We start from the raw sequence: 15,308 nt of genomic DNA, 5'->3' as shown, positions 1-15,308 counted from the left end.
TCAGTACGTTTCTGTCGAATAAATCGACGTTTTCAGCGCCAGGTTGCGCTAGAATATGCGCGTCTTAATAAACCCGGTCCGTCCTTTACGAGGATGACTACCTGGAGCTTCACATGTCAGTACCTACCCAAACGCCGCCCATTGTGGTCGCGGCGCTGTATAAATTTGTCACCCTGAACGACTTCGAAGCGCTGCGCGAACCGCTTCACCAAACCATGCTCGATAACGGCGTGAAAGGCACCCTGCTGCTCGCGAAAGAGGGCATCAACGGCACGGTGGCGGGCAGTCGCGAAGGCATTGACGGCCTGCTTACCTGGCTGACCGCCGACCCGCGTCTGGCCGATATTGATCATAAAGAGTCCTATTGCGACGAAACGCCGTTCTACCGCACCAAGGTCAAACTCAAAAAAGAGATTGTTACCCTCGGCGTGCCGGACATCGACCCCAACGACACCGTTGGCACCTACGTCGAGCCGGAAAACTGGAATGACATCATCGCCGACCCGGAAGTGCTGGTGATCGATACCCGCAATGATTACGAAGTGGCGATAGGTAGCTTTGAGCGGGCGATAGACCCTAAGACCACCACTTTCCGCGAGTTTCCCGAGTACGTGCGCGAGCACTACGACCCGGAAAAGCATAAGAAAGTGGCGATGTTCTGCACCGGCGGTATTCGCTGCGAAAAAGCCTCCAGCTTTATGCTCAAAGAGGGCTTTGAAGAGGTCTATCACCTAAAAGGTGGCGTGCTGAACTACCTGGAAAAAGTCCCGGAAGAGCAGTCGCTTTGGCGCGGTGAGTGCTTCGTGTTCGATAATCGTGTGACGGTTCGCCACGACTTGAGCAAAGGTGAGTTTGAGCAGTGCCACGCCTGCCGGATGCCGATCTCCGCCGAGGATATGCAGTCATCTGCGTATGAGCCGGGCATTAGCTGCCCCCACTGCATCGACTCGCTGCCGGAGAAAACCCGCAACGCTGCGCGTGAGCGCCAGCGCCAAATTGATCTAGCCAAACAGCGCGGCGAACCGCACCCGTTAGGCCGTGATACCCGCTTAATGAAAAAATCCTGATAAAAATGGTCTAGCGCACAAGCATTGCACGCAAAGCTTGTGCGCTAGACTGATGGGCACTGTGTTACTCAAATTCAGGAGTTCACCATGCCCATCACCTCTGACGGATCCTTTTCTGAAGAGCTATCTTCACCTGCCACCATCCTGCAACGCCTTGACCAGCAGGGCATCACAACGCTGACGATGAACGAGCCAGAGCGCTTTAACGCGCTTTCGGAAGCTATGTTGCAAGCCCTCCATGATGCATTAGCTGATATTGCCGACGATAGCAGCGTGCGCTGTGTGGTGCTTGCCGCCGAAGGCAAAGCCTTCTGTGCTGGCCACGATCTTAAGCAAATGCGCGCTAACCCCGATAAAGCCTACTACCAAACGCTCTTTGCCCACTGTGGCGAAGTGATGCAGGCCATTGTGAGCCTCCCCGTACCGGTCATTGCTAAAGTCCAGGGTATCGCCACGGCCGCGGGCTGCCAATTAGTCGCGAGCTGTGATCTGGCGGTGGCGTCGCGCAGCGCTCGCTTTGCGGTTTCCGGAATCAACGTTGGGCTGTTTTGCTCCACCCCTGCGGTGGCGCTGTCGCGTAACGTTGCCCGCAAGCGCGCCATGGAAATGCTGCTGACGGGTGAGTTTATTAGCGCCGAGCAGGCGGCCGAGTGGGGCTTGATTAACCGCGTGGCAGAGGATGATGCGCTGGATGAGACAACGGAAGAACTGACCGCCAGTATCTGCGCGAAAAGCGCCGTGGCGGTGCGAACGGGAAAAGCCATGTTTGCCCGTCAGCTCGCCATGCCGCTTGATGAAGCCTATGCCTTTGCCGGCGAAACCATGGCCTGCAACATGTTAGCCGAGGATGTCGGAGAGGGTATTGATGCGTTTATGGCTAAACGGCCACCGCAATGGCGACATCGCTAAGATAACGCCATTGAATGAATGGAATTCGTTTCCGTAAACGCGACAACGGCTGTGTTGGCACGTTATCCTGACGCCCTTTATGTTTTCAGGGAAGGCGCCGTCAGCAAAGGCGTTTTCAGGTAGGAGCGCCTTTTAGGAGATAGCCAGGTGAGTGAAGCCAAGCGCAGGACGGTCGGTCGTCCGGCGAATACCGCCAAAGCCAGCGGCGGGCACAGCCAGTCGCTGGTACGCGGCTTAACGCTGCTGGAGTATCTTGCGGCGAGCCCCCTTGGGCTCGCCCTTTCGGAAGTGGCGGAAATGGCCGAATTAGCGCCATCGACCACCCACCGCTTATTACAAGCACTGCAAAGCCAGGGGTTTGTCACCCAGGAGAACGAGCAGGGCCTGTGGCGAATCGATGTCAAAACCTTCCGCATCGGCAATAGCTTTCTTGAAGCGCGCGACGTCGTGGCCACCAGCCGGCCATTTTTGCGCCGCCTAACGGCCGAAACCGGCGAAACCGCCAACCTGGGTATCCGCGATGGGGAAACGGCAGTGTTTCTCGCCCAGCATGAGTCGCCCCAGATGATGCGCATGATCACCCGTCTTGGCTCCCGCGCACCGCTGCATGCCTCCGGAGTCGGCAAGGCGTTGCTGGCGTGGATGCCTAATGATGAGCGCGCTCAATTGCTGGATGGCCGCGAGCTGGCAAGAGTGACCGCTAATACGCTTTATCAGCCCGAGACCCTGCAAGAGGAAACCCAGCAAATTCGTGCTCAGGGTTTTGCCTGTGACCGTGAGGAGCACGCGATCGGCCTGCACTGTGTGGCCGCCTGCGTCTTTGACGAACACAGTACCCCGCTGGCGGCGATTTCCGTTTCAGGTCCCATGGCGCGCATCCCTGAAGCGCGGCTGCTAACGCTGGGTGCACTGGTTCGACAAACGGCCGATGAAATCACCCAGCAGTTGGGCGGCCAGGTGCCACGTTAACGAGATTCGCTAATTGATGCTGAGCCTGTTTTTTGTCGCCTTAGTCAGCGCGACGCTGTTACCGGGTGGGTCGGAAGTGTGGCTGGCGCGGCTGTGGTGTATGGGCGAACCACCGCTGGCGCTGTGGCTAGTCGCCACTACCGGCAATACCCTGGGCAGCATGATCAACGTGGCGCTAGGCCGCTATGCCCGCCAGTTTCAAGATCGCCGCTGGTTTCCTGCCTCGCCACGTAGCTTGGTGCGTGCAGAGGGTTGGTATCACCGCTTTGGTGAGCTAAGCCTACTGGTTTCATGGGCGCCGATTATTGGCGACCCTCTTACCGTGTTGGCCGGCGTGTTTCGGCTGCCCTGGTGGCGGGCGCTGGCGTGGATTGTGATCGCTAAGGGCGCCCGCTACGCTGTGGTATTACTGCTCGCGCACTACTGGCTAGCGCCGCTGTGCCAGTGAAACGTCTTATTAATTAAGGCATGTTACCCTGTACAACTTTTTAACAAGCTGCACAGGCAGTGTAGAGTGTAAGCAGCCGTTAGATTGAAAAGAACACTCACCCAAAAGGAGGTTAAGGTGTGAAGCCACTTCGTTTACTACCCTGGCTAGGTGTCTGGCTGTTGGCAATGATTGCCATATTGGTCACGCCAGCAATGGCACAGAGCACGCCGAGTGAATCGGCCAGCGCCGAAGGCACGGCATCATCAGAAGCCTCGGTACCGACATCTTACGAGGCGCTGGCCAATTTATTGGAAGATGAGCAGTCGCGACAAGAGTTGATTGAGATGTTGCGCAATCAAGCCTCGGCGCTGCCCGAAGGGATTGCCACCGAGCTTTCGCCAGAAGCTGCCGCTCAAGGCAGTGAGATAGCGCCGGAGGATGTCTCGTTGCCGCGCCAGCTAGCCGAACTCACCAGTCGTGTGGTTAGCGACGTGGGCGGGCAGTTTGAGCAAGTGGTTGGCATTGTAGGCGGGCTGTTCGCTGGTCAAGAAGCCGATAGTGTCTTTGACATGGCCGCGTTCACCAGTGCGGCGATTAATCTGGGCCTGGTGATTGTCGCGACCTTTGCGATGTTTATGATTTTCAGGCGCTTGGCGAAGCCGCTGTTTACTAAAATCAGTGGCTGGTCGCTGAATGGCAGTAACTTAACACCCGTGTTGCGCTTGATTACCTGTGTGGCCATTGCGGCGGTGATAGATGTACTGCTGGTAAGCGTTTCCTACGTAGGCGGCAATCTATTAGCTACCTTTGCGATTGGTGAAGCGGGTGAGCTATCTACCCGCGCCTCCCTATTCTTAAATGCCTTCCTGGTCATCGAGTTGCTCAAAGCCGGGGTGCGGATGCTGTTCTCTTCACGCTATGAAGGGCTGCGCCTACTGCCTATTTCGACCCAGGAAGCGTCCTATTGGAACCGCTGGTTGGCGCGTTTGATTGGCATGGTAGGTTACGGCCTGATGGTCGTGGTGCCGTTGATTAATTTCTATGTGGCGGCCTCGTTAGGCCAAGCAGTCGGCACGCTGATCATGTTGTTGGCGTTTATTTATGCCGTGGCAGTGGTGCTTAAGAACCGCATCCGCCTACGCAATAACCTGAATGATATGGCGGTAAAATCAACCTTAACCGCCAGCCGTGTTTCCCTGCAGCTATTTGCTCGTACTTGGCACCTGTTCGCGCTGCTGTACTTCTTAATCGTGTTTGTACTGACGTTGACGCGGCCCGGCGATGCGCTGCCATTTGTAATGTTTGCCACCCTGAAGTCCTTGGCCGCCATCGTGGTCGGACTGCTGGTGTCGTCCTTCCTTACCCAGACCATTGGCCGCCGTATCACGCTGTCAGACGACCTACGGCGCAAACTGCCGTTGCTTGAAAAGCGCCTGAATAGCTACGTTCCCAATGCGTTGCGTGTGCTGCGTACCGTCATTCTGATCGTGGTCATCATGATGGTGTTGAACGCCTGGGGCGCGTTTGATCTAGCCGCTTGGTATGCCTCTGAACGCGGTGCCAATCTGGTCGGCAAACTGGTCGGTGTCGCGGTGATTTTGATTGTCGCGCTAGCGGTTTGGCTGGGGCTGGCGAGCCTGATTGAGCATAAACTCAACCCGGAAACCGGCTATGGTGAACCTTCCGCGCGGGCGAAAACGCTGCTTAGTCTGTTCCGTAATGCGCTGGCCATCGCCATGGTGACGATTACCGGCATGATTGTGCTGTCGGAAATCGGCATCAATATCGGCCCGCTGATCGCCGGTGCTGGTGTACTCGGTTTGGCGATTGGTTTTGGCGCGCAGAAGCTAGTGCAAGACGTTATTACCGGGGTGTTTATTCAGGTAGAAAATGCCATGAACACTGGCGATGTCGTCACGGTAGGTGGCGTGACAGGTACCGCCGAACGGCTCAGCATTCGCTCGGTCGGCATCCGCGACCTGTCTGGCACTTATCACATTGTGCCGTTCTCAAGCGTAGATACCGTATCTAACTACATGCGTGAGTACGGCAACCATGTGGGCGAATACGGTATTGGCTATAACGAGAGCATCGACGAAGCTATTGAGCAGCTCCAATTGGCCTTTGAAGATCTAAAAGCCAGCGAAGAGCACGGGAATAAGCTGCTCGCTGACCTAACGGTGGCTGGCGTGGTGGCCCTGGCGGATAGCTCCGTGAACATTCGTGTGGTGATCAAAACCACGCCGGGCGACCAGTGGGGTGTTGGCCGCGCTTATAATCGCTTGGTGAAATTGCGCTTTGATGAGGCGGGTATTGAAATTCCCTTCCCACACACCACGCTCTACTTTGGTGAGACCAAAAATGGGAAGACACCACCTGCCAATGTGCGGGTCTTGGAGTCAACCGCTAAAGAGAAGGATGTGGAAGAGAAGCCCATTGTTCAGAGTGATAGCCAGAACGATAGCCAGGAGAGCGTTCAGCAAACCCACGAACCTGATCACCTCAAGCCTGACCACGATGACGTCGATGAAAGGTAGGGTGTGATTGACAACACCGTAAGCATAAGCGAGGCCGCCTTAGGGCGGCCTCGCTGCGTTCTAACGACGCCCGTTGTTAGCGGCTGCCGCTTCTTAAAAAAGCATCGGCTTATAATGCATACTTATAATGTATAGTTTTCCGAGTGACGCCCCTCAATATTGATGGACTCACCGCCATCGACAAACAGAATCTGCCCAGCTACAAAAGGGTTATTCAATAAGTAGTGCAAAGCCTGTACAAGATGGGCAGGATCACCCTGTCGCTTAAGCGGAATGCCTTCAATACGCCACTGCACATAGTCGCTGGTGCGCTGGGAGGCAGGCAGCACCACGCCAGGGGCAAGGCCATTAATGCGAATACGCGGGGCGAACTCAAGCGCCGCCATGCGAGTCATCTCCGCTAAGCTCTTTTTCGACAGTAAATACGCCGCATACGGGTATTGATGATAGGCCACTTTGTTATCAATGATATTGATCACCTGGCCCTCTTGAACCACCTCGGCAAAGTGGCGCGTCAGCAGTAGCGGGGTAAACATATTGACTCGGAACTGAGCTTCCAGCATCGCAAGATCCGTCCCGGCAATCGGTGCAGGCTCATAGGCGGAAGCGCTATTCAGCAGCAAATTAAGCCCTGGGAAGCGCTGCTTTGCCGACTGCAGTAAGACGTTTAGGTCGTCGTTTAAAAAATCGCAATGAAATATTTCACACTCTCGTCCTTTGGCGCGAATTCCGGTAGCGACCTCTTCAGCCTCCTCGCGGGAGCGATTAACGTGCAGTGCAATGTCATACCCCGCATCGGCCAATGCTTCAGAAAAGAATCGGCCCAAACGAGTGGCACCGCCGGTGACCAAAGCAGCTTGTTGGTGCATAAAGCGTTCCCTATCGTTTTATGGATATGCAAAACTCTCTGCGTGAGTGCAGCGTTTGTCAATAACTTATACAGAGCTTGAACATGGCGGGGCCTGGAGGTATTTATATAGCTGGCTCACAATAGGGTAGTTCCATGTTTCCTAGAAAACGCCACTAACATAGGATGTCGCCATGCCCCCCACGACATTGCCTAGCGAACAGGCTGTCTCTCTTCATGAATGTTTGATCTCCCTGGGGTCCAATATCGACCCTGAGCACTATTTTGATCAGGCGCTGACGATTCTTAGCCAGGAATGCAAGCTCCTTGCGCGCTCAAAAGCGATACGCACAACACCGGTAGGTTATCAGCAGCAGCCTGATTTCTTAAATGCCGCACTATTAGTCAGCACTTCACTTGAGCAAGCAGCGTTTCGTGCCTACCTCAAGGAAGTGGAAGACCGGTTGGGTCGAGTCCGCGGCGCGATTAAGTCAGGGCCGCGCACGATGGATCTCGATATGGTGGCGTGGGATGGTGAAGTTGTGGATGAGGGTTACTACCAGCATGACTATGTGAAAGTGCCGGTCGACGAAGTGCTCGCTAGCAGCGGCCGCACTCTTGAGGCAGTAAAACGCTCATGATTTTTATGGCTAGGCCGATAGTAACGTTATAGCCTCCCAGCGTCTGGGTCGGCTAACTTCCTCCGGAGGCGTGCGTTGCTCAGCCTTAACACCAACCTGATGCCGCTTACCGTGCAAAATAACCTGCGCGGCAGTCAGCAAGCCATGCAGACCGCTATGCAGCGCCTCTCATCCGGGCTACGTATCAATAGTGCTAAAGATGACCCTGCGGGGCAGGCGATTGCCAACCGCATGACGGCACAAATCAAAGGCATGACCCAGGCGATCCGCAACACCAATGACGGCATCTCCATGGTGCAAACGGCGGAAGGCTCGCTCAATCAGATTAACGATAACCTGCAGCGCATTCGCGAACTCAGCGTGCAAGCGGCTAACGGCACCAACTCCTCTGATGACCTTGTCTCTATCCAAGCCGAGATTGATCAACGCTTGGAGGAGATCGACCGTGTTGCCGGGCAGAGTAATTTCAACGGTATTGGGCTGCTTAACGAGACCAAATCGTTAAATATTCAGGTTGGCGCGAACGCTGGCGATAGCATTGCGGTGCGTTTTGAAGGTATGAACTTGCAGGGGTTGGGGCTGGATGGCTTAAGCGTGCTAGACGATGCCAGCGGTACAGATAAACCGATTGATAGGGTAGATGAGGCAATTAAGCGGTTAGATCGCCAACGCAGCTATATGGGCGCCGTTCAGAATCGCTTCGAGAGCGTTATTGACGGCCTCAATAACAGTATCGTTAATACCTCCGCCGCCCGGTCGCGTATTCAGGATGCCGATTACGCTCAGGAAGTCTCAAACCTTATTCGCGCACAGGTCCTTCAGCAAGCAGGTATCGCTATGTTGGCCCAGGCCAACCAGCAGCCGCAGATGATTCTGCGCCTACTGGAAGGGTTATAAGGCAGTCAGGGCCCGAGCGGCTTACCTATTCAATAATGCCCTGTTCGCGGGCCATGGCGTAGGCCGCCTGAGGGCCATTCCAGAGCGATGGCAGCAGCATCAACGACACCGGAATGGCGGTGATGACGATAAACTGCTGCAACGCGCCAATCTGACCGGCACCCATATAGAGCAGTACCGCCGCCATGAGCGCCATAGCGATGCCCCAGAAGGCTCTCATTACTGGGCTGGGGTTGTCATGACCCGCACCGACCACGGCAATGGCATAGCTCATTGAGTCGCCGGTGGTGGCTACGAAAATCGTCGTCAGCACTAAAATTGCCAGTGCCATCCAGGTGCCGCCGGGCAGAGCCTGGGCGACGGTCAGCGTCGCGACATCAAACTGAAAGTTATTAAGTGCTTCGGTTAAATCAATCACGCCAGTGAGCTGGTAATAGATACCCGAGCCGCCGAGCAGGGTAAACCAAACGGTAGTGGCGATAGGGGCGAGAATCGCCACCGCCACAATCATTTCACGAATGCTGCGGCCGCGTGAAATACGCGCCACAAAAATGGCCATCACCGGTGCATAGCCGATAAACCAGGCAAAGAAAAACACCGTCCACCACTGCATCCACCACGCTGGTGCCGTCTCAGCGGTCATGGTCGCCATGGTAAAGAATTCGCTGACATAAGCGCCCATACCGGAAACGTAGCTATTGACCAGGAACAGCGTTGGGCCAAAGACAATAATCACTGCCCCAATACCTAACGCCAGCAACACGTTAAACCGGCTGAGTATTTGAATGCCTTTGTGTACGCCGCTCATGGAGGAGAGCACGTAGATGCTGGCAAGTATGCCCAGAATAATCAGTTGGCCGGTATAGCCTTCCGGCAGGCCAAACAGCTCATGAAGACCAAAACTAACCTGAGTGGCCAGAAAGCCAATGGGCCCCACCGTGCCCGCCACCAACGCAATCACACAGCAGGCGTCGACTAAACCGCCCAGTGGACCACGCATTAAGCGTTCACCGAATATTGGATAGAGTAGCGTACGTGGTTGCAGCGGTTGGCCCTTTACGTAGTGCGCATGCGCGAGAACCACTGCGGTTAATGACCCCAGCACCGCCCAGGCCATAAAACCCCAGTGCATAAAGGATTGGCCTAGCGCACCAGAAACGGCCTCAGCGGTACCTGCTTCGCTATCAAAGGCGGGAGGCGTCACTACAAAGTGATAAACCGGCTCACCGGCGGCAAAAAATACGCCACCCCCCGCCAACAGGGTGCACAAAATGATCGAGAGCCATTTAAACGTGCTCATTTCTGGTGCGTCTAAATTGCCGATTTTCGCTTTTGCAGCCGGCGTCATGGCTAAACCGATGGCAATAAAGAACGTCATCAGAAGTAGTAGCTGGAAGTAGCTACCTAACACTAACGCCGTCCACGCGAAGCCTGCGCTGATGCTATCCGCCACCAGCGCTACGTCGTAAAACGACAGCGCCAGAAAAGCGACAATAAAGCCGATACTCAAGATCAGCACAATGGGATCGCCAAGTGAAAAACGCTGGGAACCCTCAGCGTTGGGGCTGGGTTGGTTCATGTTAAATACCTTATGGGGAGCAAGGGGTAGGTTTGAAAAGCCTATAAAATCAATGTTTTAGGTTGTTTAACGCCGCGCTTCTATGAATGAAATGAGTCATTAATAACAGCAGGCCTTAATGGAAGTAGCGGTTTGCCAAGTGAAGTTTTAGGTAAAAAAAAGCGCCATTCAATGAATGGCGCGAGGACAGGAAACTGTGCATAGTATACCGCCAATATAGACCAACGTCTAATATGTTTTATCTTGGTGCGTTTTAAGAGTGCAAATGCACACTGTTGGCGCGGTGGCATGCAGCGCCAAGCTCACCAGCGATAAAGCAGCGACGCGCTAGTGGTACTGTCCGTGCGTTCGCTGGTGTCGTCGGGCGGCTGCGAGTTGTGCTTGATTTCGTGGGATAGGCGCAGCGACAGCTTTGAATTTAGCCTAGCGGTGAGCGCCGTTAGCGAGCGGGACGTCGTGTTCTGGTCGGTATACTCAAGGGACATTTCCTGCTCGATATCGGCGTAGTCAGAAAATTCCCAGCGGTAATCCAGCGCGGTGTAGGTCACCATCAAGCGCTCATCGTCGTAATCGCGCAGTCGATCGTGACGATAGCCAGGGCCCGCTTCCAGCGACAACGTATGGGTGTCATTCTCAAGAATCTGGCGCCCATAACCGCCAATCGCTGACAACTGCTGGTCGTAACCGGCAAAGCGATCCTTCTCCCAGCGGGCAAACCCAAACAGGTAGTGGGGGCCATCTAGCTCATAGCGTTCGCGTCCCGCGATCAGGTACTGTTCGGCGCTGGTTTCGTTATCCTTACTCACATTGCGCACTTCACCACGCAAGGAGTAGGTGAATTTGCCGGTCAGCCATGTCAGCCGCGTTTTACCAATTAGAGTTTGGCTATTGGTATTGCCCGAAAGGTGGGTAAAGCCCAGCTCTGCATCGCCGCTAAACACGGGTGCATCATCCAGAGGAGGCGGTGGGGCGTAGAACGGGTTGGCATAAGCCGCGGTTAACCACAGGGGCCAGCAGGCCAGCAAGAGTATCCATCGAACGATTCTCACAACAATAGCCACTACATCCCTCCTTGGTTTTAGCAGCGAAGTATTATATCAGCGAACGATGACACGAGTGTTGGCAATTAACGTCGTTTGCTGGTGCGTGCCATAATGGTGCGTTCACGCATTCCGAGTCTCTTTATGAGCGTTTCACGCCCCCGAACATTGGCCGACCTGCAGCGCTGGCGCCGTACCCGCGCAAGGCGCAGTTGGTACAAACGCAGCTTTCGACTGCAGGTAATGCTGCTGGTCGGGCTGCTGTTGGCGGGCATGCTACTGGCACAGGGCACGTATCTCAATCTCCGCAAGGCGGAAATTATTAGCCAGCAGATGGGCGAGCGCGCGCTGGCAGTGGCCAAAACAGTGGCGTCGATGCCCCAAATCATCAACGCTTTCGAGATCCCTGATCCCGCTTATATTATCCAGCCGCTGGCAGAGCGAGTACGCCATGAAACAGGGGCGCGCTATGTCGTGGTAGGCAACGCCCAGAGCATCCGTTACTCCCACCCCGTACCAGAAAGAATTGGCCAACCCATGGTGGGAGGGGATAACGATCAGGCGCTGATCCATGGCCAGTTCTATGTCTCTGAGGCGACCGGGTCACTGGGCACCGCCATGCGTGGCAAAGCGCCGATCTGGGATGAAGAAGGTAATATCATTGGCCTGGTATCCGTTGGTTTCATGATGGATCGCGTTGAGATGGACGTGGCGCGCTACAACAGCTTTGGCTGGGTACTAGTGGCGCTGATGATCTGCCTGGGCTTCGCTGGTGCCTATTGGCTGTCGCAGCACCTCAAAAAGGTCATTCTAGGCTTGGAGCCTTATGAGATTGCCCGGCTGGCGATGGAAAAAGAGGCCATTTTGCAGTCGATTCACGAGGGCATTTTAGCGGTTAACCGTGAAGGACATATCACGCTGGTCAACCAGCAAGCACGGCGCTTTCTCAACTTAGATGACGAGCATGTGCTGTTGGGGCAACCTATCCGTGAAATTGTGCCCAACTCACGGTTATTGGAAGTGCTCCGGCGCGGCGAGCAGGAGTTCGACCAGGAGATGTGGTTGGGCGACCATCCGGTGGTGGTCAACCGGGTGCCGATTCTGCACGAGGGTGAGATCGAAGGGGCGGTGGCCACCTTCCGTAGCCGTCGGGAGATAGTCGATCTCTCTCAGGCGCTAACCCAGGCCAGCCGTGACGTGGATATGCTGCGTGCCCAGGCTCACGAGTTTTCCAACAAGCTCTACACCATCTCCGGATTACTGCAGTTACAGCGTACCGAGGAAGCCTTGTCGCTGATCCATCAGGAAACCGAGCGTGCCCAGGCGCAAATGAGCTTTTTAATACGCAATGTGGCTGACGCCGTGCTTAGCGGTACGCTACTGGGTAAACTCACCCGCGCGCGGGAGCTTGGCGTAGCGCTGGAAATTGACGAGCAAAGCTCGCTCTCCTGTCCGCTAACGCCTACCGGTCAAGAGGTGATGATGAGCGTGGTGGGGAACTTACTGGACAACGCCTGTCACGCCGCGCTGAATGGGCAGAGTGAAGAGCCCAAAGTGCGGTTATTTTTTACTGATTTGGGCGAACAGCTACTGATTGAAGTGGAAGATAATGGACCAGGGGTACCTGCCCAGTTTGCTGAGTCGATTTTCCAGGAGGGATTCTCTACCAAAACCGGCAAGCACCAGGGCATAGGCCTGGCGCTGGTAGCGAGGCTCTGTCGCCAACATGGTGGCGCGGTGACGCTAGAAGAGAGTGAGCTGGGAGGCGCCTGTTTTATTGCCGTGCTCGACCGTTCGCTATGCGCGCAGCCATATCAATAACCGTCTCAACAACAATTTAAAAACAGTGACCACCACGGCTAGGGGGAAGGTAATGTCTGATGGGCAGTACGGCATTTTGGTCGTTGAAGACGATTTTCGCATTGCCGATATCCACAGGGCCTTTATTGAGCAGAGCGACGGTTTTTATGTAGTGGGTATGGCACGCAATGGCAGTGAAGCTAAAGCGATCATGGCGGAGCATGCTGCCAACATCCAATTGATTTTATTGGATGCTTACCTTCCGGACGTTGAGGGATTAGAGCTGCTGTGGGCGATTCGCCGCGACTATGTGCATGTGGATATTGTTATGGTCACTGCCGCCCGGGAAGTGGAAACCATCAGCGAAGCGCTACGCGGTGGGGTGTTCGACTATCTTATCAAGCCTATTGAGGCCGCGCGGATGACCCAAATGCTCACGCGCTTTCGACGCGAGCGTGAGGCGTTGGCCAACCGTGCCGAGATGAACCAAGACGAGCTGGATCACGTGCTGGCGCGCTTACAGCCGGGTGAATCGGCGCGATCTAAAAACCAAACTCTTTCTCAAGCCCTACCCAAAGGCATTGACCGCCTCACGCTGCGCCGGGTGATTGATGCTTTGGCTGACGCCCCAGACTCCCTCACCGCCATGCAGATGGCGCGCACCATGGGTGCGAGTCGTTCAACCGCCCGCCGCTACTTGGAGTTTCTGGTTGCCGAGCAGGCCGTGAGTGCCGAACTGGGGTATGGCGACGTAGGCCGGCCCGAGCGTCGCTATCGGCTGTTAGAAGCAGCACACGAGTGGCTTGAGTCGTTATAAGTAAGTGGTTGTGAACAAAATGCGCATAAAGAACTTTTTGTTTTTTATGCGCACAAGCTTGTCGGCCAGGGTGACGGTCTTCTAACGTTCGCGGCGTGCAGTCTCACAATAAGACGCCCCACACAACAACACTGACACGTGGAGAACGCCATCATGACGTCGCTTACCCTCAAGCGTTTATCGGTATTTGCGCTACCCCTCGCTGCTTTTGCTGGCATGAGTACTGTTGCCCAGGCGCAAGAGTGGACGCCCGAACGCTCGATCGAATTCGTTGCCCCGGCTAACCCAGGTGGTGGTTGGGATACCCTGGTTCGCACCATGTCACGGGTGATTCAGCAGGAAGAGCTGGCCGATGAAAGCTTTGCTGCGATCAACGTACCTGGCGGCGGCGGTGCCGTAGCCTGGGCCCAAGTTGCCCGCGATAGTGGCAACCCGCACAAGCTGTTCGCCACCAGCCCGCCGATGATTTTAGTGCCGCTGGCGGGTGCCTCACGTTATGACCACACCGACTTTACCCCGGTCGCGCGGATTAACACCGACTACTCAATCATCTTGGTCGCGGCAGACTCCGAGTATCAAAACCTAGAAGACCTGCTTGATGCGCTGAAAGCAGACCCCAGCTTAAGCGTTGGCGGCGGTAGTGCACCGGGCTCTATGGATCATATCGCCATTGCAGGCCTTGCCTCTGCGGCGGGTATGGAAGCTTCTGCAGTCAATTACATTCCGTTCTCCGGTGGTGGCGATGCCATGACCAACCTGATGGGCGGCCATATCGAAGCCGTCGTTGGTGGCGCGGGTGAAGCAGTAGGCCAGCTGGGTGAAGGCAGCCAGCTGCGTGCGTTGGGCGTCTCGTCTGAAGAGCGGTTGGGCGCCGGTTTGAGTGAAGTGCCCACCTATCAAGAGCAGGGCTTCGACTACACCTTCGATATCTGGCGCGGTGTGATGGGCGCTCCTGATATGCCTGAAGAAGCCGTGACCTACTACGAAGACCTGTTCGCCGAAATGCTGGAAACCGAAGCATGGCGCGAAGCAAGTGACCAGTTGGGCTGGATCGATGCCTATCAGGACAGCGAAGAGTTCAGCGCCTTCCTAGATCAGCAGCAAGAGCAGTTCAGCGATGTGCTGAGCGAGCTTGGCCTACTGCGTCAGTAACGCCACGCCTGTCCCCCCAGCCGCCCAGGTGCGGCTGGGGGCTTACGTAGTTAATGATATACGTTAGCTACGTAAGGCGCGTTGGCTCCTTCGGAGAGACTCCTATGACTCGTTTAAATACCAATCAGTGGTTAGCACTGGTATTTGCGGTATTGGCCGCTGGCTATATCGCGATGGCGTGGCAAATTCCCACCTTTCCGCTGCCGCGCCCGGTCGACTCTGACCTGTTTCCTAAAGTATTGGGCTTTTCGCTGCTGATCCTATCGGTGTTTCTGTTTTTTGAGAAACCCACTCCGATTGCCGGGGCCGATGAGATAGATCAAGAAGCCACCCAAGGTCCCATGCTGTTGACACCATGGGCGCGAGTCATCGTGACCTCGCTGGCGATTGCCGCCTATGCGTTTTTGCTGGTGCCGTTGGGCTTTGTGCTCGCCTCAACGCTGCTATGCGTTGGACTGACGGCCTACTACGGCTATCGCCGACATGGGGTTAACCTCGCCACGTCACTCGGGGTGGTGCTGGCGCTCTACTTGACTATGACGCGGGTGATGGATGTTTACCTGCCCACTGGCGTGCTGCCTTTTTAAACAAAGCCGTATTAGCAGGTCTTTCCGCTTGCATAT

General features: G+C 55.4%; 14 protein-coding genes. 11 read left to right on the top strand and 3 right to left on the bottom strand.

The genetic code is table 11. The annotated features are described in order from the left end of the window. The first annotated feature begins 113 nt into the window (after positions 1 to 113). From Q3Y66_RS18615 to ybiO, 5 genes are all read left to right on the top strand, one after another. Entirely contained in the window at positions 114 to 1,067 is a 954-nt protein-coding gene (locus tag Q3Y66_RS18615) for a rhodanese-related sulfurtransferase (RefSeq protein ID WP_008956118.1), read from the top strand. Positions 1,068 to 1,154: 87 nt separating this feature from the next. Next, positions 1,155 to 1,976, top strand: a complete 822-nt coding sequence (locus tag Q3Y66_RS18610) for an enoyl-CoA hydratase (protein WP_008956119.1) — start codon at positions 1,155 to 1,157, stop codon at positions 1,974 to 1,976. A gap of 147 nt (positions 1,977 to 2,123) precedes the next feature. Continuing rightward, a complete protein-coding gene (locus Q3Y66_RS18605) occupies positions 2,124 to 2,945 on the top strand; it encodes an IclR family transcriptional regulator C-terminal domain-containing protein (protein WP_008956120.1) in 822 nt (273 codons plus the stop codon). Between the two features lie 16 nt (positions 2,946 to 2,961). Continuing rightward, positions 2,962 to 3,393 carry a YqaA family protein gene (locus Q3Y66_RS18600; RefSeq protein WP_008956121.1) on the top strand — a complete coding sequence of 144 codons (432 nt, stop codon included), beginning with the start codon at positions 2,962 to 2,964 and terminating at the stop codon, positions 3,391 to 3,393. Between the two features lie 119 nt (positions 3,394 to 3,512). Beyond that, positions 3,513 to 5,912, top strand: a complete 2,400-nt coding sequence (gene ybiO, locus Q3Y66_RS18595; protein WP_008956122.1) for a mechanosensitive channel protein — start codon at positions 3,513 to 3,515, stop codon at positions 5,910 to 5,912. 122 nt (positions 5,913 to 6,034) lie between these two features. Here the strand turns inward: ybiO and Q3Y66_RS18590 are convergent, their stop codons facing one another. Next, positions 6,035 to 6,781 (bottom strand): SDR family NAD(P)-dependent oxidoreductase, encoded by a 747-nt coding sequence (locus tag Q3Y66_RS18590; protein ID WP_008956123.1) that lies wholly within the window; start codon positions 6,779 to 6,781, stop codon positions 6,035 to 6,037. A gap of 172 nt (positions 6,782 to 6,953) precedes the next feature. Here Q3Y66_RS18590 and folK point away from each other — a divergent pair, with 172 nt between their 5' ends. After that, positions 6,954 to 7,400: a 2-amino-4-hydroxy-6-hydroxymethyldihydropteridine diphosphokinase gene (gene folK / locus Q3Y66_RS18585; RefSeq protein WP_008956124.1), complete on the top strand. Its 447-nt coding sequence runs from the start codon at positions 6,954 to 6,956 to the stop codon at positions 7,398 to 7,400. A 75-nt stretch (positions 7,401 to 7,475) separates the two neighbouring features. Continuing rightward, complete coding sequence (locus tag Q3Y66_RS18580; protein ID WP_008956125.1) at positions 7,476 to 8,297, top strand: flagellin; 822 nt, start codon at positions 7,476 to 7,478, stop codon at positions 8,295 to 8,297. A gap of 25 nt (positions 8,298 to 8,322) precedes the next feature. Here Q3Y66_RS18580 and Q3Y66_RS18575 read toward each other — a convergent pair whose 3' ends face one another. Further along, positions 8,323 to 9,876, bottom strand: a complete 1,554-nt coding sequence (locus Q3Y66_RS18575; RefSeq protein ID WP_008956126.1) for a BCCT family transporter — start codon at positions 9,874 to 9,876, stop codon at positions 8,323 to 8,325. Between the two features lie 302 nt (positions 9,877 to 10,178). Then, a complete protein-coding gene (locus tag Q3Y66_RS18570; RefSeq protein WP_035586064.1) occupies positions 10,179 to 10,925 on the bottom strand; it encodes a YdiY family protein in 747 nt (248 codons plus the stop codon). Between the two features lie 135 nt (positions 10,926 to 11,060). On the opposite strand from Q3Y66_RS18570, the gene Q3Y66_RS18565 reads away from it, so the two are divergent. The 4 genes from Q3Y66_RS18565 (at position 11,061) to Q3Y66_RS18550 (ending at position 15,272) form a co-directional block, all read left to right on the top strand. Next, on the top strand, positions 11,061 to 12,737 hold the full coding sequence (locus Q3Y66_RS18565; RefSeq protein ID WP_035586051.1) for a sensor histidine kinase: 1,677 nt from the start codon (positions 11,061 to 11,063) through the stop codon (positions 12,735 to 12,737). A gap of 52 nt (positions 12,738 to 12,789) precedes the next feature. After that, on the top strand, positions 12,790 to 13,533 hold the full coding sequence (locus Q3Y66_RS18560; RefSeq protein WP_008956129.1) for a response regulator: 744 nt from the start codon (positions 12,790 to 12,792) through the stop codon (positions 13,531 to 13,533). 153 nt (positions 13,534 to 13,686) lie between these two features. Next, positions 13,687 to 14,685, top strand: coding sequence for a tripartite tricarboxylate transporter substrate binding protein (locus Q3Y66_RS18555; RefSeq protein ID WP_008956130.1), 999 nt, complete (start codon positions 13,687 to 13,689; stop codon positions 14,683 to 14,685). A gap of 104 nt (positions 14,686 to 14,789) precedes the next feature. Continuing rightward, positions 14,790 to 15,272, top strand: coding sequence for a tripartite tricarboxylate transporter TctB family protein (locus tag Q3Y66_RS18550; protein WP_008956131.1), 483 nt, complete (start codon positions 14,790 to 14,792; stop codon positions 15,270 to 15,272). The last annotated feature ends 36 nt before the right edge of the window (positions 15,273 to 15,308 follow it).

This window comes from Halomonas sp. HAL1 (assembly GCF_030544485.1).
Lineage (GTDB): Bacteria > Pseudomonadota > Gammaproteobacteria > Pseudomonadales > Halomonadaceae > Vreelandella > Vreelandella arctica.
The sequence above is the reverse complement of the archived record's forward strand: the minus strand, read 5'-3'. Positions and strand labels throughout refer to the sequence as shown.